Raw genomic sequence first — 25741 nt, 5'->3', positions numbered from 1 at the left:
ATACGGCCGCCCGGCACCTTTGGTGCCGGGCGGCCGTATGGGATCAGTCAACGGACGGTCAGAGTCCGCCCTGCCCGTCGTCGCCGTCGCCGCCGCCGTCCTCATCGCCCGGCGCGGTCGGCGGCGCGGTCGGCAGGGTCGGCGCGGTCGGCGGCACGGTCGGCGGCAGCGTCGGGGTCGCGGGCGTCGTCGGCGTGGTGGGCGTCGTCGGCGTCGCGCTCTTGGTCGGGGTCGGGCTGCCGCTGTCCGTGGGCGTCGGCGACGTGGTCGGGGACTCCTCGGCCTCCGTCGTCGGCGGGGGCGCCTGCGGCTGATTGTCCAGCTCGGTGTCCAGGTCGAACTTCGTGGTGGACGAGCCGTTCAGGGTGCTGCCCATGTACGCGCCCCAGATCTTGGCCGGGAAGTCACCGCCGTTGACGCGGCCGCCGCCGGCCGTGCCCTTGAGCGTGACCTGCGTGCCCTTGCCCTCCCGCTCGCCGAACATGCCGACCGAGGTGACCAGGTCGGGGGTGTAACCGGTGAACCAGGCGGACTTGTTGTCGTCCGAGGTACCGGTCTTGCCCGCCATCTCCTGGCCCTTGGTGCGCACGGCCTGGCCGGTGCCGTCGTCGACCACGCCGGTCAGCACCTGGGTGACGGAGTCGGCCGCGCCACGGCTGATCGCCTGGCCGTTGGTCGGGTCCGGCAGCTGGGCCGTCTGGTCCTCGCCCTTCTCGGCCGACTTCACGAACGCCGGGGTGACCTTCTTGCCGTGGTTGTCGAGGGTCGCGTAGACCCCGGCCATCTCCTTGGGGCTGGCGCCCATCACGCCCAGCGACATCGCGGGGCGCACGTCGAAGCCGTTCTTCACGTCGCCGACCATGCCGAGGTCCATGGCGGTGTTCTTGACCTTGTCCAGGCCGACGTCCACCGCCATCTGCGCGAAGACGGAGTTGACGGACTTGTTCATCGCCTTCTGGACGTTGATCTCGCCGTAGGACTTGTTGTCCTCGTTCGGCGGGGAGAAGGCGGTGTCGCTGCCCTTGACCGGCCGCCTGCTGGTGCCGTCGTAGAGGGTGCTGGCCGTGATCGGCGTGCCGCTCTGGGTCGTCGCGCCGTTCTCATAGGCCGAGGCGAGGATGAGCGGCTTGAAGGTGGAGGCGGGCTGGTAGTCCGAGCGGGTCGCGTTGTTGATGTAGTGCTGGGTCGCACCCGCGCCGCCGTACATCGCCACGATGCCACCGGTCTTGGGGTCCACGGAGATCGCGCCGACCTGGGCGTCCTTGTCGACCTGGCGATCCTTGGGGTCCAGCTTGTCGGTCAGTTCGGCCCGAACCGCCTTCTCCAGCGCCTTCTGCTTCTTCTTCTCGATGTTGAGGGTGACCGTCCAGCCGCCGGCCTCGAACTCCTTCTCGTCCACCCCCTCCTTGAACAGCTCCTTCTTGGCTTCAAGGATCACGTAGCCGGTCTGGCCCTCCAGCCCGGGAATCGGGCGGGGCGCGATGGGCTTGTCGAACTTCAGCCCGTCGCGCTCGCTCTTGGACAGCCAGTCCTTCTCGACCATGTTGTTGAGGATGTAGTTCCAGCGGGCCACGACCAGCTTCTTGCCGTTGGGGCCCGCCGTTGAGTAGTCGTACTGGCTGGGGGCCTGGAGCAGTGCCGCGAGATAGGCGCCCTGCGCGACCGTCAGCTTGTCGACGTCCTTGTTGTAGTACGCGCGGGCGGCGGCCTGGATGCCGTAGGCGCCGCGGCCGTAGTAGCTGGTGTTGATGTAGCCCTGGAGGATGTAGTCCTTGGACTTCTCCTGGTCGACCTTGAGCGAGATCACCAGCTCGTTCAGCTTGCGGCTGATGGTCTGTTCCTGGCTGAGGTAGTAGTTCTTGACGTACTGCTGGGTGATGGTCGAACCACCCTGCTTGCCCCTGCCGAGAGCGGTGTTGATCAGACCGCGCGCGGTACCGGAGAAGGAGACACCGGAGTCGGTGTAGAAGTCCTTGTTCTCGGCGGCGACGAAGGTGTGCTGCACCTTCTTGGGGATCTTGGACAGCGGTACCGACTCGCGGTTGACCGTGCCCTCCTTCGCCATGATCGAGCCGTCGCTGTACTTGTAGATGTTGGCCTCGGCCCTGGCCTCGGCGTTGGCGTCGGGGATGTCGACGCTGAAGTACAGGATGGCGAACGCCCCGATACCCAGGGCGCCCAGCCCGACGAAGTAGCCCAGCACCATCTTCCAGGTGAAGAACCTGCGTATGCCCCCCGGCTTCGCCGTCTTCTTGGCTCTGCGTGCGCCCTTCTGCCGCGCCCGCCGATCGTCCGCTCTACCCATCTCTCCCGCCGCTCCAGTCCATCAGCCCCCCGGCCCCAGCCCAGCTCATGAAGCTAGCACCGCAACTACCGGCAAATACTCATCGATCAAGCTTTTTCCGTACGTGACAAAGAGCACGTCTCTCACGGGAACTGACGGCCCAGTGCCGCCGGGGGTTGCACAGGAACCAAAATATGTTATCACTTTGCTAGACACTTCGAGCAGAGACGGGGACCCCATGACCGACACCACCGCCACCCGTGCCGACATACCGGCCATCCCGGAGCCACAGGTACGGGAGCGGCCCGCCAAGAACATCAACGGCGGCCTCGCCCTGCTGCTGGGCCTGATCGGGCTGGTCGCCGGGGTCGGGCTGATCTTCGCCGGGGCGGCCGTCGCCGCCGAGAACAAGGGCGCCGCGTCCACCGCGCTGATCGTCGCCGGGATCGTGGTGATCCTCACCGCGATCATCACCATGTGCGGGCTGAACACGGTCGCGCCGGGCGAGGCCCGGGTCGTCCAGCTCTTCGGCCGCTACCGCGGCACCATCCGCACCGACGGGCTGCGCTGGGTGAACCCGCTGACCAGCCGGGAGAAGATCTCCACCCGGGTGCGCAACCACGAGACCGCGGTGCTCAAGGTCAACGACGCGTACGGCAACCCGATCGAGCTGGCCGCCGTCGTGGTCTGGAAGGTCGAGGACACCGCCCAGGCGATGTTCGAGGTGGACGACTTCCTGGAGTTCGTCGCCACCCAGACCGAGGCGGCCGTGCGCCACATCGCCATCGAGTACCCGTACGACGCCCACGACGAGGACGGCCTGTCGCTGCGCGGCAACGCCGAGGAGATCACCGAGAAGCTCGCGGTCGAGCTGCACGCCCGGGTCGACGCGGCCGGGGTCCGCATCATCGAGTCGCGCTTCACCCACCTCGCGTACGCCCCGGAGATCGCCTCCGCGATGCTCCAGCGGCAGCAGGCGGGCGCGGTGGTCGCCGCCCGGCGGCAGATCGTGGACGGCGCGGTCGGCATGGTCGAGGCGGCCCTCGCCCGGATCACCGAAGAGCACATCGTCGAACTGGACGAGGAGCGCAAGGCCGCGATGGTCAGCAATCTCATGGTGGTCCTCTGCGGAGACCGCTCCCCGCAGCCCGTCCTCAACACCGGCACGCTCTACCAGTGACGGACCAGGAGACAGGGGACGCGGACGGGCGGCAGCCGCGGCGGCAGCGCAAGCAGACGCTGCTGCGGCTCGACCCGGCGGTCTACGACGCCCTCGCCCGATGGGCGGGCGAGGAGCTGCGCAGCGCCAACGCGCAGATCGAATTCCTGCTCCGCAAGGCGCTGTCGGACGCGGGACGGCTGCCCGGTTCGACCCGCCCGATCCCGCGCCGGGGCCGTCCGCCCCGCGCGGCGGGCGGGGCGGACGCCCCGATGACAACTGACGGCACATCCGGGGGCCAGACCCAGTAATAGGGCCCTGACCAGCACAGATGACCTCCCCACCTCGGCTATACACACGAGGTATACGCATGGTGTAGAGTGCCGCGCATGTCAATCGGCCACACTTTGCTCGGGCTTCTGGAGTCCGGTCCACGGCACGGCTACGACCTCAAGCGCGCCTTCGACGAGAGATTCGGGCACGACCGCCCGCTGCACTACGGGCAGGTCTACTCGACCATGTCCCGGCTCCTGAAGAACGGCCTCGTGGAGGTCGACGGCATCGAGCACGCGGGGGGTCCCGAGCGCAAGCGCTACGCGATCACCGACGCGGGCATCACCGATGTGGAGCACTGGCTCGCGCAGCCCGAGAAGCCCGAGCCCTACCTTCAGTCGGTCCTCTACACCAAGGTCGTCCTCGCCCTGCTCACCGGGCGCGACGCCGCCGATCTGCTCGACGTCCAGCGCGCGGAGCACCTGCGGCTGATGCGCGAGCTGACCCAGCGCAAGCGCGGCGGCGACCTCAGCGACCAACTCATCTGCGACCACGCCCTCTTCCACCTTGAGGCCGATCTGCGCTGGCTTGAGCTCACCGCGGCCCGCCTCAGCCCCCTCGCCAAGGCGGTGCGTTCATGACTCCGGCAGGATCTCTGCTGATTGCCGACGGCCTGCACAAGTCGTACGGCCGCACTCCCGCGCTGGACGGCGCGCACTTCTCCATCCACCCCGGCGAGGTCGTCGCCGTCATGGGCCCCTCCGGCTCCGGCAAGTCGACCCTGCTGCACTGCCTGGCCGGGATCGTCCGGCCGGACTCCGGTTCGGTGCACTACAGCGGGCGCGAGCTGTCCGCCATGTCGGACGGCGAGCGCAGCAGCCTGCGCCGCGGCGAGTTCGGCTTCGTCTTCCAGTTCGGCCAGCTCGTCCCCGAGCTGACCTGCGTGGAGAACGTCGCGCTGCCGCTGCGGCTGAGCGGCGTCAAGCGCAAGGAGGCCGAGGCCCGGGCGCTGTCCTGGATGGAGCGGCTGGAGGTCGCCGTCGTGGCGGCCAAGCGGCCCGGCGAGGTCTCCGGCGGTCAGGGGCAGCGCGTCGCGGTCGCCCGCTCGCTGGTCACCGCGCCACGGGTGCTGTTCGCCGACGAGCCGACCGGCGCGCTGGACTCCCTCAACGGCGAGCGGGTGATGGAGCTGCTGACCGAGGCGGCCCGGGAGACCCGTACGGCGGTCGTCCTGGTCACCCATGAGGCGCGGGTCGCCGCGTACTCCGACCGCGAGGTCGTCGTACGCGACGGCAAGGCGCGGGACATGGCGGGCGCCCGATGAGCGGCCCGGACGACGGCCACACCGGCGCGGGCGGCCGCACCGGCACAGCCAGCCGCGGCGGCCAGGCGACGCTGACCCTGAGGTCCGCGCCGCCCCAGCCCCCGGCCCGCGAGGAGCCCCCGCGCCGCCCCGGTATCGCCCGCTGGGCCGCGGACCTCGCCATGGGCGGACGGTTCGCGGTCTCCGGCGGACGGGAGAGCTGGGCCAGGACGATCATGACGGCGGTCGGCGTCGGCCTCGGCGTCACGCTGCTGCTGTTCGCCGCCTCCGTCCCCACCATGGACGCCGAGCGCACCGCGCGGTCCAACGCCATCGCCGCCTTCGGCTTCGGGGAGGATCCGAAGCCGGGCCCCGGCACGGTCCACGTCGCCCAGGCGGACACCGACTTCCGCGACATGGACATCTCGGGCATGGTGATGGCGCCCGACGGCGCCCGGCCGCCCCATCCGCCAGGCGTCAGCGGCGTTCCGGCCGCCGGGGAGATGTTCGTCTCCCCCGCGCTGAAGAAGCTGCTCGCCTCCGACGAGGGCAAGCTGCTCCGGGACCGCTTCCCGTACCGCGTCGCCGGGGTGATCGGCGACAGCGGACTGTCCGGCCCCACCGAGCTGCGCTACTACGCGGGGATCACCCCGAAGCAGTTCGACAGCGTCCCCTCCAGCTACCACCTCGACGCCTGGGGTGCCACAGACACCAGCCAGGACGGGCTGGACCCCGCGCTGGTGCTGCTGGTCGTCATGGGCTGTGTGGTGCTGCTGCTGCCGGTGCTCATCTTCATCGCCACCGCCGCCCGCTTCGGCGGCGAGCGCCGCGACCGGAGGCTGGCCGCGCTGCGGCTGGTCGGCGCCGACATCCCGATGACCCGGCGGATCGCCGCGGGTGAGTCGCTGTTCGGCTCGCTCCTCGGGCTCGCGGTCGGCGGCGCGCTCTTCCTGCTGCTGCGGGAGGCCGTCGGCGGCGCCTCGATGTTGAACCTCAGCTTCTTCACGTCCGACATCACGCCCACCTTCCCGCTCGCCCTGGCGATCGCGGTGACCGTGCCCGCCTCGGCCGTCGCCGTCACGCTCATCGCCCTGCGCGCCATCGCCATCGAGCCGCTGGGCGTCGTACGGAACGCCACCCCCAAGCGGCGGAGGCTGTGGTGGCGGCTGGCGCTCCCGCTCCTCGGCGTCGCGATGCTGGCCCCGCTCGCGGGCGGCTTCGGGGCGACCAGTTCGAGCGGCGACCTCGAGGCCTTCCAGGCCGCGGCCGGTGCCGTCCTGGTCCTCATCGGCACCACCGCGCTGCTGCCGTGGCTGGTCGAGTCCGTCGTGGAGCGCTTCGGCAAGGGCCCGGTGCCCTGGCAGCTCGCCACCCGGCGGCTCCAGCTCAGCAGCGGCACCGCCGCCCGCGCGGTCAGCGGCATCACGGTGGCGGTCGCCGGGGCCATCGCGCTCCAGATGCTCTTCGCGAGCGTGCAGTCCCACAGCACCGAGGAGACGGACCAGGACCCGAACCGCGCCCAGCTGTCGATGGGCATGCGGGTGGGTGACGGCGCCGAGGCCCGCGACGCCTTCGCCCGGCTCGGCGCGGCCAAGGGCGTGCGCAGCGTGCTCGGGGTCACCCAGGACTCCGTCTCCGACCCGCGCAGCAAGGCGAAGGACCCGGCCGAGATCCCGACCGACTCCCTCACCGTCGCCGACTGCCCCGCGCTGCGTGAGCTGGCGCACCTGAAGAGCTGCCGGGACGGCGACGTCTTCGTCGTCGACGCACCACCGGCCGACGCGGAGGCCGAAGGGCAGGTGGCCTACCCGCCGCCCGAGACCCCCTTCGCGAAGCCCGGCACGCAGGTCAACCTGAGCTTCGACGAGGAGGGCATGCCCACGGCGGGCAAGCAGAAGCTGTGGACGATCCCCGGTTCGGCCACGACGGCGAAGCCCAGGATGGACCCGACGGGGATCTACCGCTCCGGCGTCTTCGCCACCCCCGGCGCCATCGACGTCGCGCAGCTTTCCGACCCGCAGGCGCTGGCGATGATGCGGATGGACCCGAAGGTTCCGGACGCCAACGAGTACGTACGCAACGCCAGCAGGGCGATCGACCCGGCGATGGACGTGATACAGCTCAGCGGCATATCGCAGTCGTCCGAGTTCCAGACGATCCGCAACGTGCTGTACATCGGCGCCACCGCGACGCTGCTGCTCATCGGGGCCAGCATGATCGTGACCACCCTGGAGCAACTGCGGGACCGCAAGCGGCTGCTGTCCGTCCTGGTCGCCTTCGGCACCCGGCGCTCCACGCTGAGCTGGTCCATCCTGTGGCAGACCGCGATCCCGGTGGTGCTGGGGCTCGCGCTGTCGGTCGCGGGCGGTCTTGCGCTGGGCACGCTGCTGCTGAAGATGGTCGGTGAGAAGCTGGCCGTGGACTGGGCCGGACTCGCCATGATGACCGGCATCGGCGCGGGCGTCATCGTCCTGGTGACGCTGGCCAGCCTGCCTCCGCTGTGGCGCATGATGCGCCCGGAGGGGCTGCGCTCCGAGTAGCCCCGGCTGTGACGTAAGAGAACGCGCCGTCGCGGCGGGGAGAAAACCCCGCCGCGGCGGCGCGTCAGCGTGCGCCCCGCGTCAGCGCGCGACCCGTACCGGCAGCGGCCGCACCGCCTCGCGGAGCGTGGCGGCCAGCGCCTCGAACTCCTCCGCCCGCGCGGCCCCGGCCCGCATGGCCAGGGCGATGCGGCGGGCGGGGGCCGGGTCGGCGAAGTCGCCGGTGGCCAGCTCCTCGTTGCGGGCGGTCTCGACCCGTAGCGCGGTACGCGGCAGCAGCGTCACCCCGAGCCCGCCGCCGACGAGTTGCACCAGCGTGGAGAGCCCGGCGGCGGTCGTGGTCACCGGGGCGCCCTCGGTGCGGCCCGCCTCGCGGCAGATGTCCAGGGCCTGGTCGCGCAGGCAGTGACCCTCGTCCAGCAGCAGCAGATCCAGCTCCTTGAGCGCCTCGCGGGGTATGTCCGTACGCCCGCCCAGCCAGTGGTCCCGGGGCGTGACCAGCACGAAGTCCTCGTCGAAGAGCGGCAGTTCCACCACCCCCGGGGCGCCCAGCGGCACCGCGAGCAGCAGCAGGTCAAGACGCCCCTGGGCGAGCCCGTCCAGCAGCGAGGTGGTCTGCTCCTCATGCACCTGGAGGTCGAGGCGCGGATAGTGCTCGTTCACCAGCCGCAGCACGGTCGGCAGCAGATACGGGGCCACGGTCGGGATCACCCCGAGCCGCAGCACGCCGGTGAACGGCGCCCGCGCCGCCTCGGCTTCCTCCAGCAGCGCACCCACTTCGGCGAGCACGGAGCGTGCTCGCGCGGCCAGCCGCTCCCCCGCCGGACTGAGCAGCACCTTGCGGGTCGTACGCTCCAGAAGCTGCACCCCGAGCGTGTCCTCCAGCGCGGCGACGGCCCCCGAGAGCGCGGGCTGGCTCATACCGATGGCGGACGCCGCATCACGGAAGTGCAGATGCTCGGCGACCGCCGCGAACGCCTTGAGCTGGGACAAGCTCGGCTGCCGCGGCTTTCCGGCCGGTGTCGCAGTCGCGGCCACTGATAGCCACCTCCAATCAACTTCAGCGAGTCTAGCTATTTCACTGATCAATGTGGAGTGTGCCAGGGTGGAGACCGTCCAACCCCGGGAAACCCCCACAAAGGGTCCCTCCCACGCGAAAGCTGCAAGGAGAAACGTGCTCACTGTCGGTGACAAGTTCCCCGCGTACGACCTGACCGCCTGCGTGTCGCTGGAAAGCGGCAAGGAGTTCGAGCAGATCAACCACAAGTCCTACGAGGGCAAGTGGCGCGTAGTTTTCGCCTGGCCTAAAGACTTCACCTTCGTGTGCCCGACCGAGATCGCGGCCTTCGGCAAGCTGAACGAGGAGTTCGCCGACCGTGACGCCCAGATCCTGGGCTTCTCCGGCGACTCCGAGTTCGTCCACCACGCCTGGCGCAAGGACCACGCGGACCTGCGTGACCTGCCCTTCCCGATGCTGGCCGACTCCAAGCACGAGCTGATGCGCGACCTGGGCATCGAGGGCGAGGACGGCTTCGCGCAGCGCGCCGTCTTCATCGTGGACCAGAACAACGAGATCCAGTTCACCATGGTGACGGCCGGTTCCGTGGGCCGTAACCCCAAGGAGGTCCTGCGGGTGCTGGACGCCCTGCAGACCGACGAGCTGTGCCCGTGCAACTGGACGCAGGGCGAGGACACCCTCGACCCGGTCGCGCTCCTTTCCGGCGAGTGAGGTGAACTGACCATGGCACTCGACACCCTGAAGTCCGCTCTGCCGGACTACGCCAAGGACCTGAAGCTGAACCTCGGTTCGGTGATCGGCAACTCCGAGCTTCCGCAGCAGCAGCTGTGGGGCACCGTGCTGGCCTGCGCGATCGCCTCGCGCTCGCCGCAGGTGCTGCGCGAGCTGGAGCCGGAGGCCAAGGCCAACCTGTCGGCCGAGGCGTACACCGCCGCCAAGTCGGCGGCCGCCATCATGGCGATGAACAACGTGTACTACCGGACCCGGCACCTGCTGTCCGACCCGGAGTACGGCAACCTGCGCGCCGGTCTGCGGATGAACGTCATCGGCAACCCGGGCGTGGACAAGACCGACTTCGAGCTGTGGTCGCTCGCGGTCTCCGCGATCAACGGCTGCGGCATGTGCCTGGACTCGCACGAGCAGGTGCTCCGCAAGGCGGGCGTGGACCGCGACACGGTCCAGGAAGCCTTCAAGATCGCCGCAGTGCTGCAGGCGGTCGGCGCCACCCTGGACGCCGAGGGCGTCCTGGCCGAGAACGGCTGACGCCACCTGGCAACGCGAAGGGGCGCCCCACCGATCCGGTGGGGCGCCCCTTCGCGTTGTCGGCGCGGGAGTTACGTACCGCCCTCGCCCGGAGGCCGCGGCGGCACCGGCGGCCGGACCGGCGCGGCGGCCACGGCGGTCGCGCCGTGCGGGCCCGGACCGGCGCGCAGGGCGCTCTCCCTGCTGTACGAACGCAGATAGCCGACCGCCGTGTTGACGACCGCCACCAGCGGTACGGCCACCACGGCGCCGCCGATGCCGCCGATCAGCGAGCCGCCCGCGACGGAGAGCACCACGGCCAGCGGATGGACCCGCACCGCGCGGCCGAGGATGAACGGCTGCAGCACATGGCCCTCGATCTGCTGCACCGCCAGCACTACCACCAGCACCATCCCCGCCGTGAACACGCCCTGGGTGACCAGCGCCACCATGACCGCGAGCGCGCCGGAGACCACGGCACCGACCAGCGGGATGAAGGCGAAGAGGAAGATGAAGACGGCGAGCGGCACGGCCATCGGGACGTCGAGGAAGAAGAGCCCGACGCCGATGAAGATCGCGTCGATGAGGGCCACTATGACCGTGCCCCGCACATAGGCGGTCAGCGTGGCCCAGGCGCGCGGCCCCGCGCCCGCCACGCCCGGCCGGGCCGCCGCGGGGACGAGCCCCAGCACCCAGCCCCAGATCCGCGGCCCGTCGTACAGCAGGAACAGCGTGCTGAACATGGTCAGCAGGATGCCGGTCAGCACCTCGACCACGACCGTGACGCCTTCGAGCCCGGCCGAGGTGATCTCCTCGGTGTTGGCGCCGACGGCCTCGCGCAGGCTCTTGGCGACATGATTGATCTGCTTCTCGGTCACATGGAACGGGCTGTGCAGCAGCCAGCGCCGCAGATCGTCGATGCCGTCCTGGAGCTTGTCGGACAGCTCGTCGATGTTCTCCATGACCTGCCAGACCACGAACCACACGACCAGCCCCATGATGATGAAGCCGCCGATGAAGGCGATGGTCGTGGCGAGGCCGCGCGCGACGCCCTTGAGGCGCAGCCGGGTGACGGTGGGCTCCAGCAGGGCCGTGATGAGCAGGGCCACGGTGAAGGAGAACACGACCAGCTGGACGGAGCTGATGACCTGCATCAGCACATAGAGCATTCCGGCCAGCACCAGCAACCGCCAGGCGGCCTCGGCGGCGACACGCATGCCCCAGGGGACGGCGTCGGCCGGACTCGGCCGGGCGGCGACGGCCGGGGCGTACGCGGGCGGGGCGGGCACGGCGGCGGCCTCGGCCGCCTCGGCCGCTGCGGACGGCCCGGGCGGTCCCGGCGGTTCGGGCGGCGGCCCGGGGCGCGCTGATGGCTCCTGCCGCGACGCGTCCGGCGCATCCGGCTCGGGCGTCTCGGGCGTCGCATCCGGCTCGGGCGGCTCGGGCGGCCGACCGGCTCCTCCGCCGCCGCTCTCGTCACCGCGTGCCGCGGCCTCTTCGCGTTCGAGCCGTGCGGCGAGCCGGGTCAGTCCGGCCCCCAACCTGCCGACCCAATCTGGCAATCTGGACATTCAGCTTTCCCTACCCCCGGTTCCCCCGTAGTCGTCGGCATGACGTTACCGGCTGCGGACGCGCGAAACCCCCGACCTGCCGGACGGGGGTTTCGCGAAGCTTACGTCACTGAGCGGCCGGATGGCCCGGACCGATCAGTAGTAGTTGTTGGCCTGCCAGAACGACCAGGCCTCACACGGGCTGCCGTAGCGCTCGTTCATGTAGCCCAGACCCCACTTGATCTGGGTGGCCGGGTTGGTCTTCCAGTCGGCACCGGCCGAGGACATCTTGGAGGCGGGCAGCGCCTGCACCAGACCGTACGAACCCGAGGACGGGTTGGTGGCCTGGTAGTTCCAGCCGCTCTCGTGGTCCACGATGTTGCTGAAGCACTGGAACTGGTCGCCCGGGATCATCTGCCGGGCCATGGCCTGGACCTCGGAGATGGAGTACGAGGTCTTCGCGGGGAAGTCACCGGCGTCACGCGTGGCCGAACGGCTCGCGATCTCCTGCTTCTTCTCCTTGGCCTCGCGCTCCTTGGCCAGCTTCTCGGCAGCCGCCTTGTCCGCGGCGGCCTTCTTGGCCTTCGCGTCCTGGGCAGCCTGCTTGCGGGCCGCCTCCTCAGCGGACTTCTTCGCCTCCGCGTCGGCCGCGGTGGACTGAACGTCCGCCTGCTGCGTCAGGGATGCTGTCTGCGCCACGGCCTGCTGGCCGGCGGGTATGTCCGCGAGGAGCGTCGAGTCGGCGGCGGTCGCCTCGATCGGGTCGGACGAGCTCTGCTGCTCGCCACCCGCGGCGACACCGACGACGGCGCCCACAGTGGTGACCGCGGTGGCCGAGGCCACTGCGAATCCCCGGACCGAAATCCGGCTCACTCGGTTTTCCTTCCAGCGTCGCCCGCTTAGGTGACCTCGCGGGCGCAATCGTGCCCCTGTGCGCTGGCCCCCCCTTGTTCCGTCCCCGAGTACTGCTCGATGGGAACGACTGGTCACGGGAGGCACTGGCCCGGTGCGTCCTCCCGCAGGAGGGTCGCGAGGTGCTCGGGCGGCATACGGCGAACTCTCTTCAGTTCTGGTACTGCTGTGGTTCTGTACCGCTGGCGGTACTGGTGTGCCGTATGCGAGGCCTGACAGAACCCACAGACTGCCGGACACGGATAGCCGTAGGCAATTCCCTGGCAGGTGTGAAAGCTCACAGGCCGTTTACGCCCTAGGGTTTTTGGAAATCCACGCGCGAGAACGCGCCGCACAGCTAGGCTCTTTGGCCTTTCCGCGCGACGCGTTACTCGCGTACCGGACGCAACCGGATCAGATGCGGCCGTCCTCCAGCATTTCGGTCACCAGTGCCGCGATCGGCGACCGCTCCGAGCGGTTGAGGGTGACATGCGCGAAGAGCGGATGCCCCTTCAGCTTCTCGACGACCGCCACCACCCCGTCGTACCGCCCGACGCGGAGGTTGTCGCGCTGCCCCACGTCATGGGTCAGCACCACCCGGGAGTTGGCGCCGATCCGGGACAGAACGGTCAGCAGCACATTCCGTTCGAGCGACTGCGCCTCGTCGACGATCACGAAGGCGTCGTGCAGCGAACGGCCGCGGATGTGGGTGAGCGGAAGCACCTCCAGCATGCCGCGCTCCACCACCTCCTCGATCACCTCGGCGCTGGTCACCGCGGACAGCGTGTCGAAGACCGCCTGAGCCCAGGGGCTCATCTTCTCGGCCTCGCTGCCGGGCAGATAGCCCAACTCCTGACCGCCCACCGCGTACAGCGGGCGGAAGATCATCACCTTGCGGTGCTGCCGCCGCTCCAGGACCGCCTCCAGGCCCGCGCACAGCGCGAGCGCCGACTTGCCCGTACCGGCCCGGCCACCCATGGACAGGATGCCGACCTCGGGGTCGAGCAGGAGGTCCAGCGCGATGCGCTGCTCCGCGCTGCGCCCGTGGATGCCGAATGCCTCACGGTCGCCGCGCACCACCCGTACCTGCCCGTCCGGGGTGACCCGGCCCAGCGCCTTGCCGCGCTCGGACTGGAGGACCAGTCCGGTGTGCACGGGCAGTTCGGCGGCCTCGGGGATGTACGCGGTCTCGGCGGCGAACAGGTCGTCCACCTGCTCGGCCGAGACGGCCAGCTCGGCCATCCCGGTCCAGCCCGAATCGGTGATCGCCAGTTCCGCGCGGTACTCCTCGGCGAGCAGCCCCACCGAGGACGCCTTGATGCGCAGGGGCAGATCCTTCGAGACGACCGTGACGTCGTACCCCTCGGCCTGCAGGTTCCGGGCGACGGCGAGGATCCGCGCGTCGTTGTCCCCTACCCGGCCGCCATGGGTCAGGAAGGCCGCGGGGAGGATTCCCGGGTCGGAGTGGTTGAGCTCGACGCGCAGGCTGCCGCCCAGGTCGCCAATCGGAATCGGAGCATCCAGGCGGCCGAACCGGACGCGGTACTCGTCCAGCAGGCGCAGTGCCTGCCGGGCGAAATACCCCAGCTCCGGATGGTGCCGCTTGGCCTCCAGCTCCGTGACCACCACGACCGGCAGCACGACTTCGTGCTCGTCGAAGCGGGACATGGCGCCTGGGTCGGCAAGCAGGACGCTGGTGTCGAGGACATAGGTGCGCCGGTCGTGCTCGCGGCGTTTCTTGCTGGTCACCACGGGTGGACGAACCCCCTCGGGAGAGGTTGGGGTGCGACGGCGTCGCGGGAGTGATGTCTCCCCGCCGCAGGCGGGGAGCGGACCGGGCTCAGGCCCCGCGGAACGGGCCGAGCGCCGGCCCTCCGCGTCATACGCACGATCCGCACAGTCGTCCGTGTGCAAAGGGCCTCCCGGACGAACGGCCCGATGCCGTCCGCTGGCAGTTCGACACCCACTGGACAGTGGAACAGGGCGTCGACCTGGAAGGGATATTCCCTCGAAGGTGCGGAGCCATGCAACGGCATATGACGGCCCGCACATGAACGTTGAGGAACGGGCGTGCTACACGGCGGCCGGGGCCGGACGCGGTGTCGCGTCCGGCCCCGGCCGGTGAACTGCTTTGTGCGATAAGGCGATTAGTTGCCGTAGCGGCGATGCCGCGCCGCGTAGTCACGCAGGGCGCGGAGGAAGTCGACCTTGCGGAAGGCGGGCCAGAAAACTTCGCAGAAGTAGTACTCCGAATGGGCACTCTGCCAGAGCATGAAGCCCGACAGCCGCTGCTCGCCGCTGGTGCGGATCACCAGGTCCGGATCGGGCTGGCCACGGGTGTACAGGTGCTCGGCGATGAGGTCGATGTCGACGACCTCGGCCAGCTCCTCGAAGGACGTGCCCTTGGTGGCGTGGTCCAGGAGCAGCGAGCGCACCGCGTCGGCGATCTCCTGGCGGCCGCCGTAGCCGACGGCGACGTTGACCAGTATTCCGTCGATGTGCTCCGTGTCCCGCTCGGCCTCTTTGAGGACCGTCTGGGTATGGGAGGGCAGCAGGTCCCGGTTCCCCACGTGGTGCACCCGCCACCGGCCGTCGGCGGCCAGGTCGCGCACGGCGCCCTCGATGATGTTCAGGAGCGGCTTCAGCTCCTCTGCCGGGCGGTCCAGGTTGTCGGTGGAGAGCATCCACAACGTGACGACCTCGACGTCCGTCTCGCTGCACCAGCCCAGCATCTCCCGGATCTTGCTGGCGCCCGCCTGGTGACCCTGCTCGGTGGTGCCGCCGGAGGCGCGCGCCCAGCGGCGGTTGCCGTCGAGGATGACCCCGATGTGCTTGGGCACCTGGTCGTGGTCGAGACGGCCCTCCACCCGGCGTGCGTAGAGCCCGTACACCAGGTCGCGCAGTTTCACGTCTTCCAGCCCCTCAGTGCTTTTGCATGGCTCGCCACGGCTGTCCGCCCCAAGGGCAGCACCCTACTGCGGGGCGGCGGGGGTGGCTAACCGAGCCGGTCGGACGGGGTATCGAGACGCCGCACAGACGCCCGAACGCCGTACGGAACCCTCCATCGTCACGTTGCGTGACGCACTGTGCGGGCTGGGTACCGCCGTCGCACCGCGATAAACCGTACAGATCCCCGTAATAGAGCGGGCCGGTCCGTGGGGGGGAGTACGGACCGGCCCGAGGGGGGGTTTCCACCATAACCCTTCGTGAGCGGTTGTCCATGCATCGGCGGGGTGAGGATGTGCGCGGCGCCGACGCCTTGGCGCGTCAGCCGGTGCCGAGCGCCCCCAGTACCAGCCCCGCGCCCGCGCCGAGGATCATGAACGGGCCGAACGCCAGCGGCGTGCCCCGGCCCGCCTTGCGCGCCAGGACGAGCGCCATCGCGTACAGCGACCCCAGCAGCACCCCGGCGAACCCGCCCCAGAAGAGCACCGCCCAGCCGTACCAGCCGAGCGCCACGCCCAGCGTCAGCGCCAGCTTGACGTCGCCCAGGCCCATGCCGCGCGGGCTGATCAGGAACAGCACCAGATACGCCCCGCCCAGCACCACCCCGCCCAGCAGCGCCCGGGGCCAGGACCCGGCGCTGTGCGGCAGCGGCGCGGCGGCGCCGAGCAGCGCCGCGGCTGAGCCCGCCATCGGCAGGGTCAGTACGTCCGGCAGCCGGTTCACCGCCCGGTCCACCCCGGCCAGCAGCACCGCGGGCGGGGTGAGCAGCAGCCACACCGCCAGCTCCGGACGCGGCCCCACGGCCGCCGTCAGGCCCGCGCACACCAGCGCGGTGAGCAGGACGGGGAGCAGCGGGCCCGGTCCGTACGCCGCCTCGCTCTGTGTGCAGCGCGGACAGCGGGCGGGGCCCAGCCAGCCGCGCGCCGGGCCGGTGAACGCGTGCCCGCGCGGACAGTCCGCGCGCCACGGCTCGCCGGACTCGACCGCCAGCCGGTACAGCGGGCGCGGCACCAGCAGCCCGGCGGCGGCGCCGTACGCGGCGGCGAGGACGATCAGCAGCGGTTGCAGCACGGCCCGAGCCTACGGAAGCCGTCCGCCCGGGGGACCCATCGGTGGAACACTCATCCCAAGGGTGGACACCGGGTGGTGAAGGGGACACACATGGGCCGCTGGCGGGACGGCACCGGAACGCTCCGCGTCGATGGGGGCGTATCCGGCGTACCGCTGGAGATCGCCGCCTCGTACCGTGCCCGGGCCCGTGGGCTGCTCGGCCGGTCCGGGCTGACCGGCGCGATCCTGCTGTCCCCCGCGAGCGGGGTGCACACCTTCCGGATGCGCTTCGCCATCGACGTCGCCTATCTCGACCGCCGGATGACCGTGCTGGCCGTCACCACCCTGCGCCCCGGGCGGCTCGGGCTGCCGCGTGCGCGGGCGCGGCACGTCCTGGAGGCCGAGGCGGGCGCGATGGCGGGCTGGGGCCTGCGGCCGGGTGTCCGGGTCGCGGTCCACCCCGGCCCTTCTTCGGCTCCACCGGCTTCTGTACGCTGAACGCGCTGTTCATGAGGTACATGAGGTAGAGGTATAGGGGTAGGGGTGGCACGTTGACGACGACGGGCAAGATTCTGCGGTTCGACGAGTTTCGCGGTTACGGCTTCATCGCCCCGGATGACGGTGGCGAAGACGTGTTCATGCACGCGAACGACCTCCTGGACGAGAAGCACCTGTTCCAGCCCGGTTCGAAGGTGCGGTTCGTCCCCGAGTACGGCGACAAGGGTCCCAAGGCGTCCGAGGTCCGCATCCTGGAGCACAACACCGCGCCCCCGGTCGTCCGGCCCTCCGCGCCGGACTCGGGCGACGACACGATGTGCGATGTGCTCTCGGTGGGCGAGTTCCGGCAGGAGCTGACGGAGACGCTGGTCGAGATGGGCGGCAGTCTCACCGCCGACCAGATCAAGCAGGTGCGCCGCCGGGTCATCGAACTGGCCCAGGCACACAACTGGATCGAGTCCTGACAGGTCGCTAGGGCGGTGGCGGCGGCAGCGACTCGATACCGGGCGCGGCCTCTGGCCACACCAGCAGGACGGCGCACGGCGCGTGGTCCACGACGAAGCGGGCGGCGGGCCCCAGGCTGTGGGGCCCCAGCCGGTCGCGGTCCCCGTCGCGGGCGCAGATGAGCAGGTCCACGCCGTCCGCCTCGCGCACCACCTCGTGTTCGACCCGGCCGTGCCGCTGGAGCCGGGCCACCGGGCGGTGCAGCCGCTCGGCGGCGGCGTCCAGCAGTTCGGCCGCCGCCGTACGGGCCAGCTCCTCCAGCCGATCCCCCGGGTCCCGCCCGGGGCGGCCCCGGCCCAGCAGCCCGGCGAAGGCGCCGTGCGCGGCGCCCGCCACGTGGTCGTCGGTGACGTGCAGCAGACGGATCTCGGCGTCCGCGCTTTCCGGCAGATGATCGCGGGCGGCGTCCACGGCGGACTGCCAGGTGCCCTCGGCGATCCAGATGAGCACGATCATGGGTTCCTCATAGCGTCATAGCGTCGCCAGCATGGCCCATAGCGCCACCGTCGCAGCCACCAGCGTGGTCGGCACGGTGAGCAGCCCGAGGCGGGTGAACTCGCCCAGTCCGGAGTCGGCGTCCGCCCCGTGGTGGCGGACGATACGCCGCCACAGCAGCGTGGCCAAGGAGCCGACGTAGGTGAGGTTGGGGCCCAGGTTGACCCCGATCAGCACGGCCAGCACCGGGCCCGGGCCGCCCTCGGCGGCGATCGGCAGCAGCGCCAGCGTGGCGGGCAGGTTGTTGACGAGGTTCGCCAGCACCGCCGCGACGCCCGCGATCGCGAGCAGGGTGGGCAGGCCGGTGCCGGTCGGCAGCACCCGGGACAGCGCCGACTCCAGGCCGTTGTCCAGGACCGCCTGTACGACGACGCCCAGGGCGAGCACGAACAGGCAGAACAGCGGGCCCGCCGCGCCGATCACGCCCCGTACCGTCGTCGTCCGCCGCCGCAGCGCCCGCCCCGCGAGCACCAGCGCCCCCGCCCCCGCCGCCCACGCGGGCTCCAGCCCGACGAGCGACGTCACCACGAACCCGGCCAGCGTCAGCCCCAGCACGGTCAGCGCGAACACCGGCACCGGCGGCCACTCGGCGGGCGGCGGCTTCGTCGTCCCGGCGGCCAGGTCCGTGGCGAAGAAGCGGCGGAAGACCAGGAATTCGATGGCGATGGACACCAGCCAGGCCGGGGCCATGAGCAGCGCGAACCGCATGAACGACAGCCCGCTCGCCTCCAGGGCGAGGAGGTTGGTCAGGTTGGAGACCGGCAGCAGCAGCGACGCGGAGTTCGCCAGGTGGGTGCAGGCGTAGACATGCGGGCGGGAGCGGGCCCCGAGCCGGGTCGCTGTCGCGAACACCACGGGGGTGAGCAGGACGACCGTCGCGTCCAGGCTCAGTACGGCGGTGACCAGCGCCGCCACCGCGAACACCCCGCCCAGCAGCCGGTCCGTACGCCCCCGGCAGGCCCGTGCCACGGCCTGCCCGGCGGCCTCGAACACCCCCTCGTCCGCGCACATCTGCGCCAGCAGCAGCACGGCCGCCAGGAACCCGACGACGGGCAGCAGGCTCCGCGTCTCCGCCCACGCCGCCGCCGGTGTCACGGCCCCGGCCCCCACCACGACCGCCGCGGCTGGCACCGCCGCGACGGCCTCGGGCCAGCCCCGGGGCCGGGCGACGGCGAACGCCAGCACGGCGAGCAGCAGGGTGACGGCGAGGATCGCGGCGACGGTGGTATTCAGGGGAACTCCCGCGCGGGCTGGAACGACGCCCCCATGATGCGCCATGTGCCCGCCGGGGGTCTTTCCCCCACCCCGCCCCTTCCCGATCCCAAGGGCTCCGCCCCTGGACCCCGCTCCTCAATCGCCGGAGAGGCTGAAGACGCACGCGAGCCACGAACCGCCCGCAGCCCCGGCAGTGGGTGACACGGGCAGCGGTTTCTGGGTGGGCCCAGGGGCGATTGAGCAGCGGCCGTGCGGGACGAACACGCCCTACCCCAGCCCCTCCCCAGCGACTAACGACCAGGAGCGCGGGGCGGACGTGCCCTACCCCCAGCCCCTCCCCAGCGACTGACGAACGGGAGCGCGGGGCAGACGTGCCCTACCCCCACAGCCCCTCCCCAGCGACTGACGAACGGGAGTGCGGGGCAGACGTGCCCTACCCCCAGCCCCTCCCCAGCGACTGACGAACGGGAGTGCGGGGCGGACGTGCCCTACCCCCAGCCCCTCCCCAGCGACTGACGAACGGGAGCGCGGGGCGGACGTGCCCTACCCCCAGCCCCTCCGGCGATTGAGGAGCGGGGTCCAGGGGCGGAGCCCTTGGGATCGGGAAGGGGCGGGGTGGGGAAATGACACCAGGGTGGTCGCTCAGGTTCGGGGGAAGCTGACTTCTACTCGGCGGTTTTTCTTGCGGCCTTCCTCCGACGCGTTGTCCGCGATCGGGTACTGCTCGCCGTAGCCGCGGATCTGGTACGCGACCGAGGAGTCCAGGCTGGACGCCAGGCGCTGCTGCACCGCGTCGGCGCGTTTGCGGGAGAGTTCGAGGCCGTGGGCGGCCGAGCCCAGGTTGTCGGTGAAGCCGAAGACCCGGACGCTCTTCGCGTTCTGCCGCTCCGCCTCGTCCGCGATCTGCTGGATACGGGCGTTCGCCTCGGGGCCGAGCTTCGCGCTGTCCTTGCCGAACAGCACCTCGGCCTGGAGGGCGAAGCTCACCTTGGTGTTGGTGTCCTCGCGCCGCTCGTCGCCGTTGTCCGTCTCGACGACCGACTTGATGTCCAGGACCCGCCCGGCCGCGAGCTTCGCGCCCTCCGGCATCCGCAGATCCGGGTCGTCGGTGTCGATCTTGAGGGGCGGCCGGGTGTCGGCGGGGGCGCCGGGGCCGCTGTCGGCGTGGGCCGGGGTGGTGAGGAGGAGGGCCAGGGCGGCCAGGGCCGTCGCGGCGCGGCAGGCTGTCGCACGTGTCGTCATGGCGGGGCTCACCCGGACAGCTTGATGCTGACGGACGGCATCGTCGGAAGCTGGAAGTCGACCTCGGCGACGCTCTTGGGCGGGGCCGGGAACTGCGCGAAGAACGGGCGGCTCTCGTTCTCCTTGATCCCCGAGAGCCCCGTGGTGCACAGACACTGCCCATCGGTGTCCCGGAGCACGAGATACCGCTTCTTGCCCTTCGCGTCGACCAGCGTCGCACCCGACACGGACGAACGGGACTTGGCCAGCTCCACCTCCGGGGAGCGCCAGTCGATCGGGTTGAACAGCGTGCTGCCCCGGTTGGTCACCGTCCCGTTGACGGTGACGAAGCCGCCGCTGTCGCGCTCCGCGGAGTGGAGGGTGACGACGATGTTCTTCGGCCCCTTCATCTCGCCGATGACCTTCTCGGAGTCCGCGGCGGGCTCCGTCTCCCCCTGCCCGTCGTCGGTCTTGGCCTCGGTGGACTTGTGCGGGGCGCCGCTGTCCTTCCCGTCGCCCCCGTCACCGCTGCCGCACCCGGCCACGGCGAGGGCCAGGGCCGCTGCGAGCGCCGCCGCGGCAGCCCCCCTCCGGGCCTTCGTCGTGTGCCGAATGCTCATCGCTCGCTGTCCTTTGCTCGTCTACTCGTCGGTCGCTCAGTTCGCTCAGTCGGCAAGGTGCACGGAGAACAGTTCCTTGACGTCCGGGAGCAGTTCCGGGTGCGCCGGGTCGATGGTGACGGTCTCGCCATCGCAGTCCAGATCGATGGCGGGCTTCTCGTCTCCGTCTCCGTCGTCGTTGCCGCCGTCGTCGTCGCCGTCGTCCTCGTCACCTGTTGGAGTCGGGAGGGGCGACGGCTCGTCGTCGGGCGGCTGGAGCGTACAGCGCGGTCCTATGACCGCCTTGGCCTCCGCCTCGCCGTACTGGCCCTCCGTACCGGGGATGACGGTCTTGCCCACCGGCTTCTGCGTCTTGACGGTGACGGTGAAGGAGGTGGGGAGGAAGTCCGGGCCCTCGCAGCCGGTGACGTCCGCGCCGTTCTGCTGGGCGAACCACGTCGCCTCGTCACAGGCGCCCGTCGCGCCGATCCCCCGCCCGTTCAGCAGGTCCTCCAGCGCGCTCCCGTCCGCCACCGCGTCCAGCAGCGCCGTGCCCAGCTGCTCGCGGTAGTCCTGGGCGGCGGCGAGGGCGGCCGCGTCGGCGGCGGTCTGACCGCCGTTGCGGGTGGCCCCGGCCTGGCCCACCGCGAAGAAGGCGAGGGCGAGGAAGAGCAGGGCCGCGACCGCGGTGAGGTAGATCGGAAAGGCCTGCCCGGCATCGCCGTTACGGTAGCCGCGAGCCTTCACGCGCTCGCTCACGCGCTTGGTCAGATGCCGACGACCTGAGCGATCTTGTCGGAGATCGCGTTCGCGATCATGCTTCCGAAGTCCGTCGTCGCCAGTACCAAAACGATCGCGACCACCACGGCGATGATCCCCAGGTACTCGATCGAGGTCTGCCCCCGGTCGTTCCCCATAACGCGCTTCCCCATCGTGTTCCCCTCCATGGGTGGCCGTCCCACTCTGGTCCGGCGACTCAACCCCCGTGGTGTCGCTCGCGACACGAGCAAAGTACGCCGAAACAGCTGCCTCGGAACAGTGTCCCAGGGGGCATTGCCTTCCTGATACACGGTGTTCGAACCCTGTACGCGGACCTCCGCCGTCGCGGCCCATCCCTCTCACCCCCTCCCGCCGCCGAGGAGTTCACCGTCGACGACTGTCCCACAACCGGTTGCGATCGCGAAGCATATTCGCCCAAATGACCGTCAATCTCCCGTGACCGAACCGAAGTCCGTGCCGGACCCGATGAAGAACCCCGCCACGAGCAGCACCATCGTCCCGGGCACCATGAAGGTGGTGATGACCATGGTCGCCTTGGGGACGGCGCGGGCCGCGCGGCGCCGGGCGTTCTGGGCGTCGGTGCGGCGCATATCGTTCGCGATGGCGATCAGTGTCTCGACGATCGGAGCGCCCAGTTCCTCGCCCTGCTGAAGCGCCGTGACGAACTGGGCGACCTGTTCGGAGTCGTTCCGCTTCCGCAGTTCTTCGAACGCCTGGCGGCGGCTGACCCCCATGTCCATTTGCCGAAGTGTGATGCGAAGTTCATCCGCCCACGGGCCCTCGTACTTCTCGGACACCCGGTCCAGCGCCTGCCGGAAGCCAAGACCGGCGCTCACCACGACCGCCAGCACGTCCAGGAAGTCGGGCAGCGTCCGGTCGATCGCGTCCTTCCGCTCCCGCACCGCCGCCCAGATGCCGACCTCGATCCAGAACAGGCCGAACACGACCAGCAACACGGCCAGCAGCAGCTGGCCCCGCACCAGCATGACCAGCGCGCCGCCGAAGCCGAGCATCCCGTAGACCGCCCGGCGGGCCGCGTACCGGTCGACCGTCAGCCCGCCCGGATGGCCCGCCAGATCGATACGGCGGCGCACCCGCGCGACCCGCTTCTCGCCCATCAGCCGCAGCACCAGCGGGGCGTAGCGCATGCCGAGCCGGTCGACGGCCGAGCCGACCGCGTTCGTACGGGTCGCCCCGACCTCCAGCGCGACCGCGAGGTCGCTCGGCAGCTTGGCCTCGCTGCGGTACAGCGCGATGCCGTACGCGAGGCCCGCCACCGACAGGCCCGCGGCCAGCGCCAGCAGCAGTCCGAAACCCATGCGAGGTACCCCTAGACGTCGATCTTCGACATGCGGCGGATGAGGAAGAAGCCGATCCCGTACAGGACGAACGCCCCGATCACCGCGGCCTGCCCCCAGAAGGACGCGGTCATGCGGTCCAGCGAGCCCGGTGAGATCCGGTCCATCAGCAGCAGCGTCCCGATGCCCATCAGCGGCACCACATACGCGGTGACGGTCACCTGGGAGAGCTGGGTGCGGACCTCGCGGCGGGTCTCCTTCCGCTCCTCCAGCGTGTGGGTGAGGTTGCGCAGCGAGCTGACCACGGTGCCGCCCGCGCGGTTCGACAGCACCAGCGTGGTGACCAGCACCACCAGCTCCCGGGACGGCAGCCGCTCGGCCAGCTCGCCGAGCGCGTCGTCGATGGAGTGGCCCACCGCCAGTTTGGCGGCGACCTTGGACAGTTCCTCGCCCGCCGGGGCCTCCATCTCGTCCGCCGCCATGCTCAGCGCGGTCCGCAGCGCGAGCCCCGCCTGGGTGGCGTTGGCCAGGATGCGGGACAGCTCGGGCAGCTGGTTGATGAACCGTTCGATCCGCTTCTGCCGCTGCCAGCCCAGGAACCCGAACGCCGACCAGACGGCGATGACGGCCGCGATCGGGCCGAAGAACGACGCCAGCAGCGACGCCGCCAGCACCCACAGCCCGGCCGCCGCCCCGGCCGTGTAGACGAAGAACTCGCCGGGGGTGAGGTCCAGGCCCGTCGCCGCGAGCCGCAGCTCAAGACGGCGCCCCAGCGAGGTGGTGCGCAGCCGCCGGTCCACCCGGGCGAAGCGGCGCGAGCGCCCGGACGCCTCCGCCGCGCCCGACTCCGACAGCCGGTCGATCAGCGCGCGCTGCCGGTCCGTGCCCCGGGCGTACGTATGCACCCCGGCGACGCCCAGCGCGCCGCACACCAGCGTCGTGCCGAGCGTCAGCACCGCGAGCCGGTCCATGCCCTCCTACCTCCCGTCCCGCGCGCCGTACGCGCCCGTGTCGTACCCGCCCCTGTCGTACACGGCGCCCCGCGTGGTCAGCTGCGCCGGGAAGGCGGCCACCCCGAAGGCGGGCGGCACCGCCTCACCGGCCATCCGCAGCCGCTCCGCGACCCGCTCCGGGAGCGGGAAGTACGCGAACCGCCCGTGCACGATCCGGTCGGCGCCCATGGGCTGGGCGTCGAAGCGGCAGACGGTGGCGATGCGGTACTCCTCGTGGCCATGGCTGTCGAGCAGCGCGATCTCGCTGATCCGGCGGGAGCCGTCGGCCTGCCGGACGAGCTGGACGATGCAGTCCACGGCGCTGTTGATCTGGTCGCGCAGCGCCTCGTACGGGATCGCCACATCGGACATCGAGGCGAGCGTCTGGAGCCGCATCAGCGCGTCCTCGGCGCTGTTGGCGTGGACCGTGGCGAGCGAGCCGTCGTGGCCGGTGGACATGGCCTGCAGCATGTCCAGGGTCTCGCCGCCGCGCACCTCGCCGACGATGATGCGGTCGGGGCGCATCCGCAGCGAGTTGCGGACCAGGTCGCGGATGGTGATGCGGCCCTTGCCCTCGACATTGGGCGGCCGGGACTCCAGCCGGATGACATGGGTCTGCTGGAGCTGGAGTTCGGCGGCGTCCTCGACGGTGATGATCCGCTCGCCGTCCGGGATCAGCCCGGAGAGGGCGTTGAGCAGCGTGGTCTTTCCGGAGCCGGTGGGTCCTGAGACGACGACGTTGAACTTGCCCCGCACCAGCGCCGCCAGCAGCAACAGCATCTGCTCGTCCAGCGTGCCCATGCCGATCAGCTCATGAAGCGTGTAGGCGCGCGGGAAGCGGCGGATGGTGAGGGTGGCGCCGGTGAGCGCCAGCGGCGGGATGATCACGTTGACCCGCTCACCGGACGGAAGGCGCGCGTCCACCATCGGATTCGACTCGTCCACCCGCCGGTTGACGGTGGAGACGATGCGCTCGATGGTCTGCATCAGCTGCTCTTCGGACGCGAACCGGACGGGCACCAGCTCGACCCGGCCCGCCCGCTCCACGAAGATCTGGTCCGGTCCGTTGACCATGATCTCGGTGATGGAGGCGTCCTCCAGCAGCGGTTCGAGCACGCCGAGGCCCAGTGCCTCGTCCACCACCCGGCGGATGAGCTGGGACCGTTCGCCGGTGGACAGCACCGGGCCCTCGCGGCTGATGATGTGGCCGAGGACGCGCTCCAGCCGGGTCCTGCGCTCGGCGGCGGCCAGCGAGGACATCTCGGCGAGGTCGATCTCCTCCAGCAGCTTGGCGCGGTAGACGGCGACGAGATGCCCGTCCTGGCGGCCCTCGGACGGCCCCTCGGGCGTGTTGATACGGGACCGCAGGCTCATGAGCCGCCTCCCGCCGCCTGGAGGGATCCTTCGTCGCACGGCATGGTGGCGCTCCTCTCCGCGCTGCCGAAGATGTCGAAGCCGGGGATGACCGAGGGGATCTTGACGGACGCGGTCGCGCTCGCCTCTCCCCCGCCGCAGTCGCCCCCGCTGATGTTCGTCCCGTCGGCCAGCCAGCCGCTGATCGCCGCCTGCCCGGCGGCCGCCGGGCTGGTGCCCGGTTCGTCCAGCGACCCCATCCGGGCCGCCGCCCGCGCCGCCGTGCCCGCCTGCTGGACGGCGTACGCGGCGATGCCCAGCTGTACGGCGGCCAGCGCGACGAGGATCAGGACCGGCAGAAAGCCGAGGAACTCGATCGACGCCTGCCCCCGGTCGCGCCCCCTTCGGCCGCGTCGCCCGGCCCGGTCGGCCGCTTCGCCCCGCGTACGTACGGCCCCCGCCGCTCCGGGCGGCGCGGCACGGCGGGCCAGAAGGGCCGACCTGGTCCGTCGGGTCATCGCTCCAGGCCC

Annotated in this window: 26 protein-coding genes; 9 read left to right on the top strand and 17 right to left on the bottom strand. The window is 70.9% G+C overall.

Going from position 1 to position 25741, the window contains the following annotated elements; translation table 11 throughout:
* Window positions 1-58 precede the first annotated feature (58 nt).
* Window positions 59-2305, bottom strand: coding sequence for a transglycosylase domain-containing protein (locus ACWC5C_RS24220; protein ID WP_450878443.1), 2247 nt, complete (start codon window positions 2303-2305; stop codon window positions 59-61).
* A gap of 217 nt (window positions 2306-2522) precedes the next feature.
* Between ACWC5C_RS24220 and ACWC5C_RS24215 the strand changes: the two genes are divergently transcribed.
* The 5 genes from ACWC5C_RS24215 (at window position 2523) to ACWC5C_RS24195 (ending at window position 7559) form a co-directional block, all read left to right on the top strand.
* On the top strand, window positions 2523-3464 hold the full coding sequence (locus ACWC5C_RS24215; RefSeq protein ID WP_450878441.1) for an SPFH domain-containing protein: 942 nt from the start codon (window positions 2523-2525) through the stop codon (window positions 3462-3464).
* Window positions 3461-3754: a hypothetical protein gene (locus ACWC5C_RS24210; RefSeq protein WP_450878439.1), complete on the top strand. Its 294-nt coding sequence runs from the start codon at window positions 3461-3463 to the stop codon at window positions 3752-3754. Before ACWC5C_RS24215 ends, ACWC5C_RS24210 begins: the two co-directional genes overlap by 4 nt.
* 78 nt (window positions 3755-3832) lie before the next feature.
* Window positions 3833-4357 (top strand): PadR family transcriptional regulator, encoded by a 525-nt coding sequence (locus tag ACWC5C_RS24205; protein WP_450878437.1) that lies wholly within the window; start codon window positions 3833-3835, stop codon window positions 4355-4357.
* Window positions 4354-5040 (top strand): ABC transporter ATP-binding protein, encoded by a 687-nt coding sequence (locus ACWC5C_RS24200; protein ID WP_450878435.1) that lies wholly within the window; start codon window positions 4354-4356, stop codon window positions 5038-5040. The genes ACWC5C_RS24205 and ACWC5C_RS24200 overlap by 4 nt, the downstream gene beginning before the upstream one ends.
* Entirely contained in the window at window positions 5037-7559 is a 2523-nt protein-coding gene (locus ACWC5C_RS24195; protein WP_450878433.1) for an FtsX-like permease family protein, read from the top strand. The genes ACWC5C_RS24200 and ACWC5C_RS24195 overlap by 4 nt, the downstream gene beginning before the upstream one ends.
* 81 nt (window positions 7560-7640) lie before the next feature.
* Here the strand turns inward: ACWC5C_RS24195 and ACWC5C_RS24190 are convergent, their stop codons facing one another.
* On the bottom strand, window positions 7641-8597 hold the full coding sequence (locus ACWC5C_RS24190) for a hydrogen peroxide-inducible genes activator (RefSeq protein ID WP_450878431.1): 957 nt from the start codon (window positions 8595-8597) through the stop codon (window positions 7641-7643).
* A 136-nt stretch (window positions 8598-8733) separates the two neighbouring features.
* Between ACWC5C_RS24190 and ACWC5C_RS24185 the strand changes: the two genes are divergently transcribed.
* Entirely contained in the window at window positions 8734-9288 is a 555-nt protein-coding gene (locus tag ACWC5C_RS24185; protein WP_450878429.1) for a peroxiredoxin, read from the top strand.
* Between the two features lie 12 nt (window positions 9289-9300).
* On the top strand, window positions 9301-9840 hold the full coding sequence (locus ACWC5C_RS24180) for an alkyl hydroperoxide reductase (RefSeq protein WP_385447926.1): 540 nt from the start codon (window positions 9301-9303) through the stop codon (window positions 9838-9840).
* A gap of 71 nt (window positions 9841-9911) precedes the next feature.
* On the opposite strand, the gene ACWC5C_RS24175 is transcribed toward ACWC5C_RS24180, so the two are convergent.
* The 5 genes from ACWC5C_RS24175 to ACWC5C_RS24155 form a co-directional block, all read right to left on the bottom strand.
* A complete protein-coding gene (locus tag ACWC5C_RS24175; RefSeq protein WP_450878427.1) occupies window positions 9912-11390 on the bottom strand; it encodes an AI-2E family transporter in 1479 nt (492 codons plus the stop codon).
* Between the two features lie 135 nt (window positions 11391-11525).
* Window positions 11526-12242: an aggregation-promoting factor C-terminal-like domain-containing protein gene (locus ACWC5C_RS24170; RefSeq protein WP_450878425.1), complete on the bottom strand. Its 717-nt coding sequence runs from the start codon at window positions 12240-12242 to the stop codon at window positions 11526-11528.
* A 432-nt stretch (window positions 12243-12674) separates the two neighbouring features.
* Window positions 12675-14012: a PhoH family protein gene (locus ACWC5C_RS24165; protein ID WP_385447919.1), complete on the bottom strand. Its 1338-nt coding sequence runs from the start codon at window positions 14010-14012 to the stop codon at window positions 12675-12677.
* Window positions 14013-14407: 395 nt separating this feature from the next.
* Entirely contained in the window at window positions 14408-15169 is a 762-nt protein-coding gene (locus ACWC5C_RS24160) for an isoprenyl transferase (RefSeq protein ID WP_450878423.1), read from the bottom strand.
* Between the two features lie 358 nt (window positions 15170-15527).
* Window positions 15528-16274: a prepilin peptidase gene (locus ACWC5C_RS24155; protein ID WP_450878700.1), complete on the bottom strand. Its 747-nt coding sequence runs from the start codon at window positions 16272-16274 to the stop codon at window positions 15528-15530.
* Between the two features lie 93 nt (window positions 16275-16367).
* On the opposite strand from ACWC5C_RS24155, the gene ACWC5C_RS24150 reads away from it, so the two are divergent.
* Both ACWC5C_RS24150 and ACWC5C_RS24145 read left to right on the top strand, forming a co-directional pair.
* Window positions 16368-16754 carry a DUF192 domain-containing protein gene (locus ACWC5C_RS24150; protein ID WP_450878421.1) on the top strand — a complete coding sequence of 129 codons (387 nt, stop codon included), beginning with the start codon at window positions 16368-16370 and terminating at the stop codon, window positions 16752-16754.
* Between the two features lie 53 nt (window positions 16755-16807).
* Window positions 16808-17218 carry a cold shock domain-containing protein gene (locus ACWC5C_RS24145; RefSeq protein ID WP_385447916.1) on the top strand — a complete coding sequence of 137 codons (411 nt, stop codon included), beginning with the start codon at window positions 16808-16810 and terminating at the stop codon, window positions 17216-17218.
* A gap of 7 nt (window positions 17219-17225) precedes the next feature.
* On the opposite strand, the gene ACWC5C_RS24140 is transcribed toward ACWC5C_RS24145, so the two are convergent.
* The 10 genes from ACWC5C_RS24140 to ACWC5C_RS24095 form a co-directional block, all read right to left on the bottom strand.
* A complete protein-coding gene (locus ACWC5C_RS24140; protein ID WP_450878418.1) occupies window positions 17226-17714 on the bottom strand; it encodes a universal stress protein in 489 nt (162 codons plus the stop codon).
* 15 nt (window positions 17715-17729) lie between these two features.
* Window positions 17730-19031, bottom strand: a complete 1302-nt coding sequence (locus ACWC5C_RS24135) for an SLC13 family permease (RefSeq protein WP_450878416.1) — start codon at window positions 19029-19031, stop codon at window positions 17730-17732.
* 579 nt (window positions 19032-19610) lie between these two features.
* Window positions 19611-20210 (bottom strand): OmpA family protein, encoded by a 600-nt coding sequence (locus tag ACWC5C_RS24130; protein WP_450878414.1) that lies wholly within the window; start codon window positions 20208-20210, stop codon window positions 19611-19613.
* Between the two features lie 8 nt (window positions 20211-20218).
* Window positions 20219-20809 carry a hypothetical protein gene (locus tag ACWC5C_RS24125; protein ID WP_450878412.1) on the bottom strand — a complete coding sequence of 197 codons (591 nt, stop codon included), beginning with the start codon at window positions 20807-20809 and terminating at the stop codon, window positions 20219-20221.
* 45 nt (window positions 20810-20854) lie between these two features.
* Window positions 20855-21547 carry a pilus assembly protein TadG-related protein gene (locus tag ACWC5C_RS24120; RefSeq protein ID WP_450878410.1) on the bottom strand — a complete coding sequence of 231 codons (693 nt, stop codon included), beginning with the start codon at window positions 21545-21547 and terminating at the stop codon, window positions 20855-20857.
* An 8-nt stretch (window positions 21548-21555) separates the two neighbouring features.
* A complete protein-coding gene (locus ACWC5C_RS24115) occupies window positions 21556-21720 on the bottom strand; it encodes a hypothetical protein (protein ID WP_179936527.1) in 165 nt (54 codons plus the stop codon).
* 273 nt (window positions 21721-21993) lie between these two features.
* Window positions 21994-22887 carry a DUF5936 domain-containing protein gene (locus tag ACWC5C_RS24110; RefSeq protein WP_450878408.1) on the bottom strand — a complete coding sequence of 298 codons (894 nt, stop codon included), beginning with the start codon at window positions 22885-22887 and terminating at the stop codon, window positions 21994-21996.
* 11 nt (window positions 22888-22898) lie between these two features.
* Complete coding sequence (locus ACWC5C_RS24105) at window positions 22899-23837, bottom strand: type II secretion system F family protein (RefSeq protein ID WP_450878406.1); 939 nt, start codon at window positions 23835-23837, stop codon at window positions 22899-22901.
* A gap of 6 nt (window positions 23838-23843) precedes the next feature.
* Entirely contained in the window at window positions 23844-25232 is a 1389-nt protein-coding gene (locus ACWC5C_RS24100) for a CpaF family protein (protein ID WP_450878404.1), read from the bottom strand.
* Entirely contained in the window at window positions 25229-25729 is a 501-nt protein-coding gene (locus tag ACWC5C_RS24095) for a TadE/TadG family type IV pilus assembly protein (RefSeq protein WP_450878402.1), read from the bottom strand. The genes ACWC5C_RS24100 and ACWC5C_RS24095 overlap by 4 nt, the downstream gene beginning before the upstream one ends.
* Between the last annotated feature and the right edge of the window lie 12 nt (window positions 25730-25741).

It is taken from the genome of Streptomyces sp. NPDC001700, assembly GCF_053596435.1.
This window is presented reverse-complemented; position numbering and strand designations above follow the sequence as displayed.

Excerpts from the sequence above, each read along its gene's own strand:
- ACWC5C_RS24220 (WP_450878443.1), bottom strand. The coding sequence starts at position 2,305 with ATGGGTAGAGCGGACGATCGGCGGGCGCGGCAGAAGGGCGCACGCAGA.
- ACWC5C_RS24215 (WP_450878441.1), top strand. The coding sequence starts at position 2,523 with ATGACCGACACCACCGCCACCCGTGCCGACATACCGGCCATCCCGGAG.
- ACWC5C_RS24205 (WP_450878437.1), top strand. The coding sequence starts at position 3,833 with ATGTCAATCGGCCACACTTTGCTCGGGCTTCTGGAGTCCGGTCCACGG.
- ACWC5C_RS24200 (WP_450878435.1), top strand. The coding sequence starts at position 4,354 with ATGACTCCGGCAGGATCTCTGCTGATTGCCGACGGCCTGCACAAGTCG.
- ACWC5C_RS24195 (WP_450878433.1), top strand. The coding sequence starts at position 5,037 with ATGAGCGGCCCGGACGACGGCCACACCGGCGCGGGCGGCCGCACCGGC.
- ACWC5C_RS24180 (WP_385447926.1), top strand. The coding sequence starts at position 9,301 with ATGGCACTCGACACCCTGAAGTCCGCTCTGCCGGACTACGCCAAGGAC.
- ACWC5C_RS24175 (WP_450878427.1), bottom strand. The coding sequence starts at position 11,390 with ATGTCCAGATTGCCAGATTGGGTCGGCAGGTTGGGGGCCGGACTGACC.
- ACWC5C_RS24150 (WP_450878421.1), top strand. The coding sequence starts at position 16,368 with ATGGGCCGCTGGCGGGACGGCACCGGAACGCTCCGCGTCGATGGGGGC.
- ACWC5C_RS24140 (WP_450878418.1), bottom strand. The coding sequence starts at position 17,714 with ATGATCGTGCTCATCTGGATCGCCGAGGGCACCTGGCAGTCCGCCGTG.
- ACWC5C_RS24135 (WP_450878416.1), bottom strand. The coding sequence starts at position 19,031 with ATGGCGCATCATGGGGGCGTCGTTCCAGCCCGCGCGGGAGTTCCCCTG.
- ACWC5C_RS24130 (WP_450878414.1), bottom strand. The coding sequence starts at position 20,210 with ATGACGACACGTGCGACAGCCTGCCGCGCCGCGACGGCCCTGGCCGCC.
- ACWC5C_RS24125 (WP_450878412.1), bottom strand. The coding sequence starts at position 20,809 with ATGAGCATTCGGCACACGACGAAGGCCCGGAGGGGGGCTGCCGCGGCG.
- ACWC5C_RS24115 (WP_179936527.1), bottom strand. The coding sequence starts at position 21,720 with ATGGGGAAGCGCGTTATGGGGAACGACCGGGGGCAGACCTCGATCGAG.
- ACWC5C_RS24110 (WP_450878408.1), bottom strand. The coding sequence starts at position 22,887 with ATGGGTTTCGGACTGCTGCTGGCGCTGGCCGCGGGCCTGTCGGTGGCG.
- ACWC5C_RS24105 (WP_450878406.1), bottom strand. The coding sequence starts at position 23,837 with ATGGACCGGCTCGCGGTGCTGACGCTCGGCACGACGCTGGTGTGCGGC.
- ACWC5C_RS24100 (WP_450878404.1), bottom strand. The coding sequence starts at position 25,232 with ATGAGCCTGCGGTCCCGTATCAACACGCCCGAGGGGCCGTCCGAGGGC.
- ACWC5C_RS24095 (WP_450878402.1), bottom strand. The coding sequence starts at position 25,729 with ATGACCCGACGGACCAGGTCGGCCCTTCTGGCCCGCCGTGCCGCGCCG.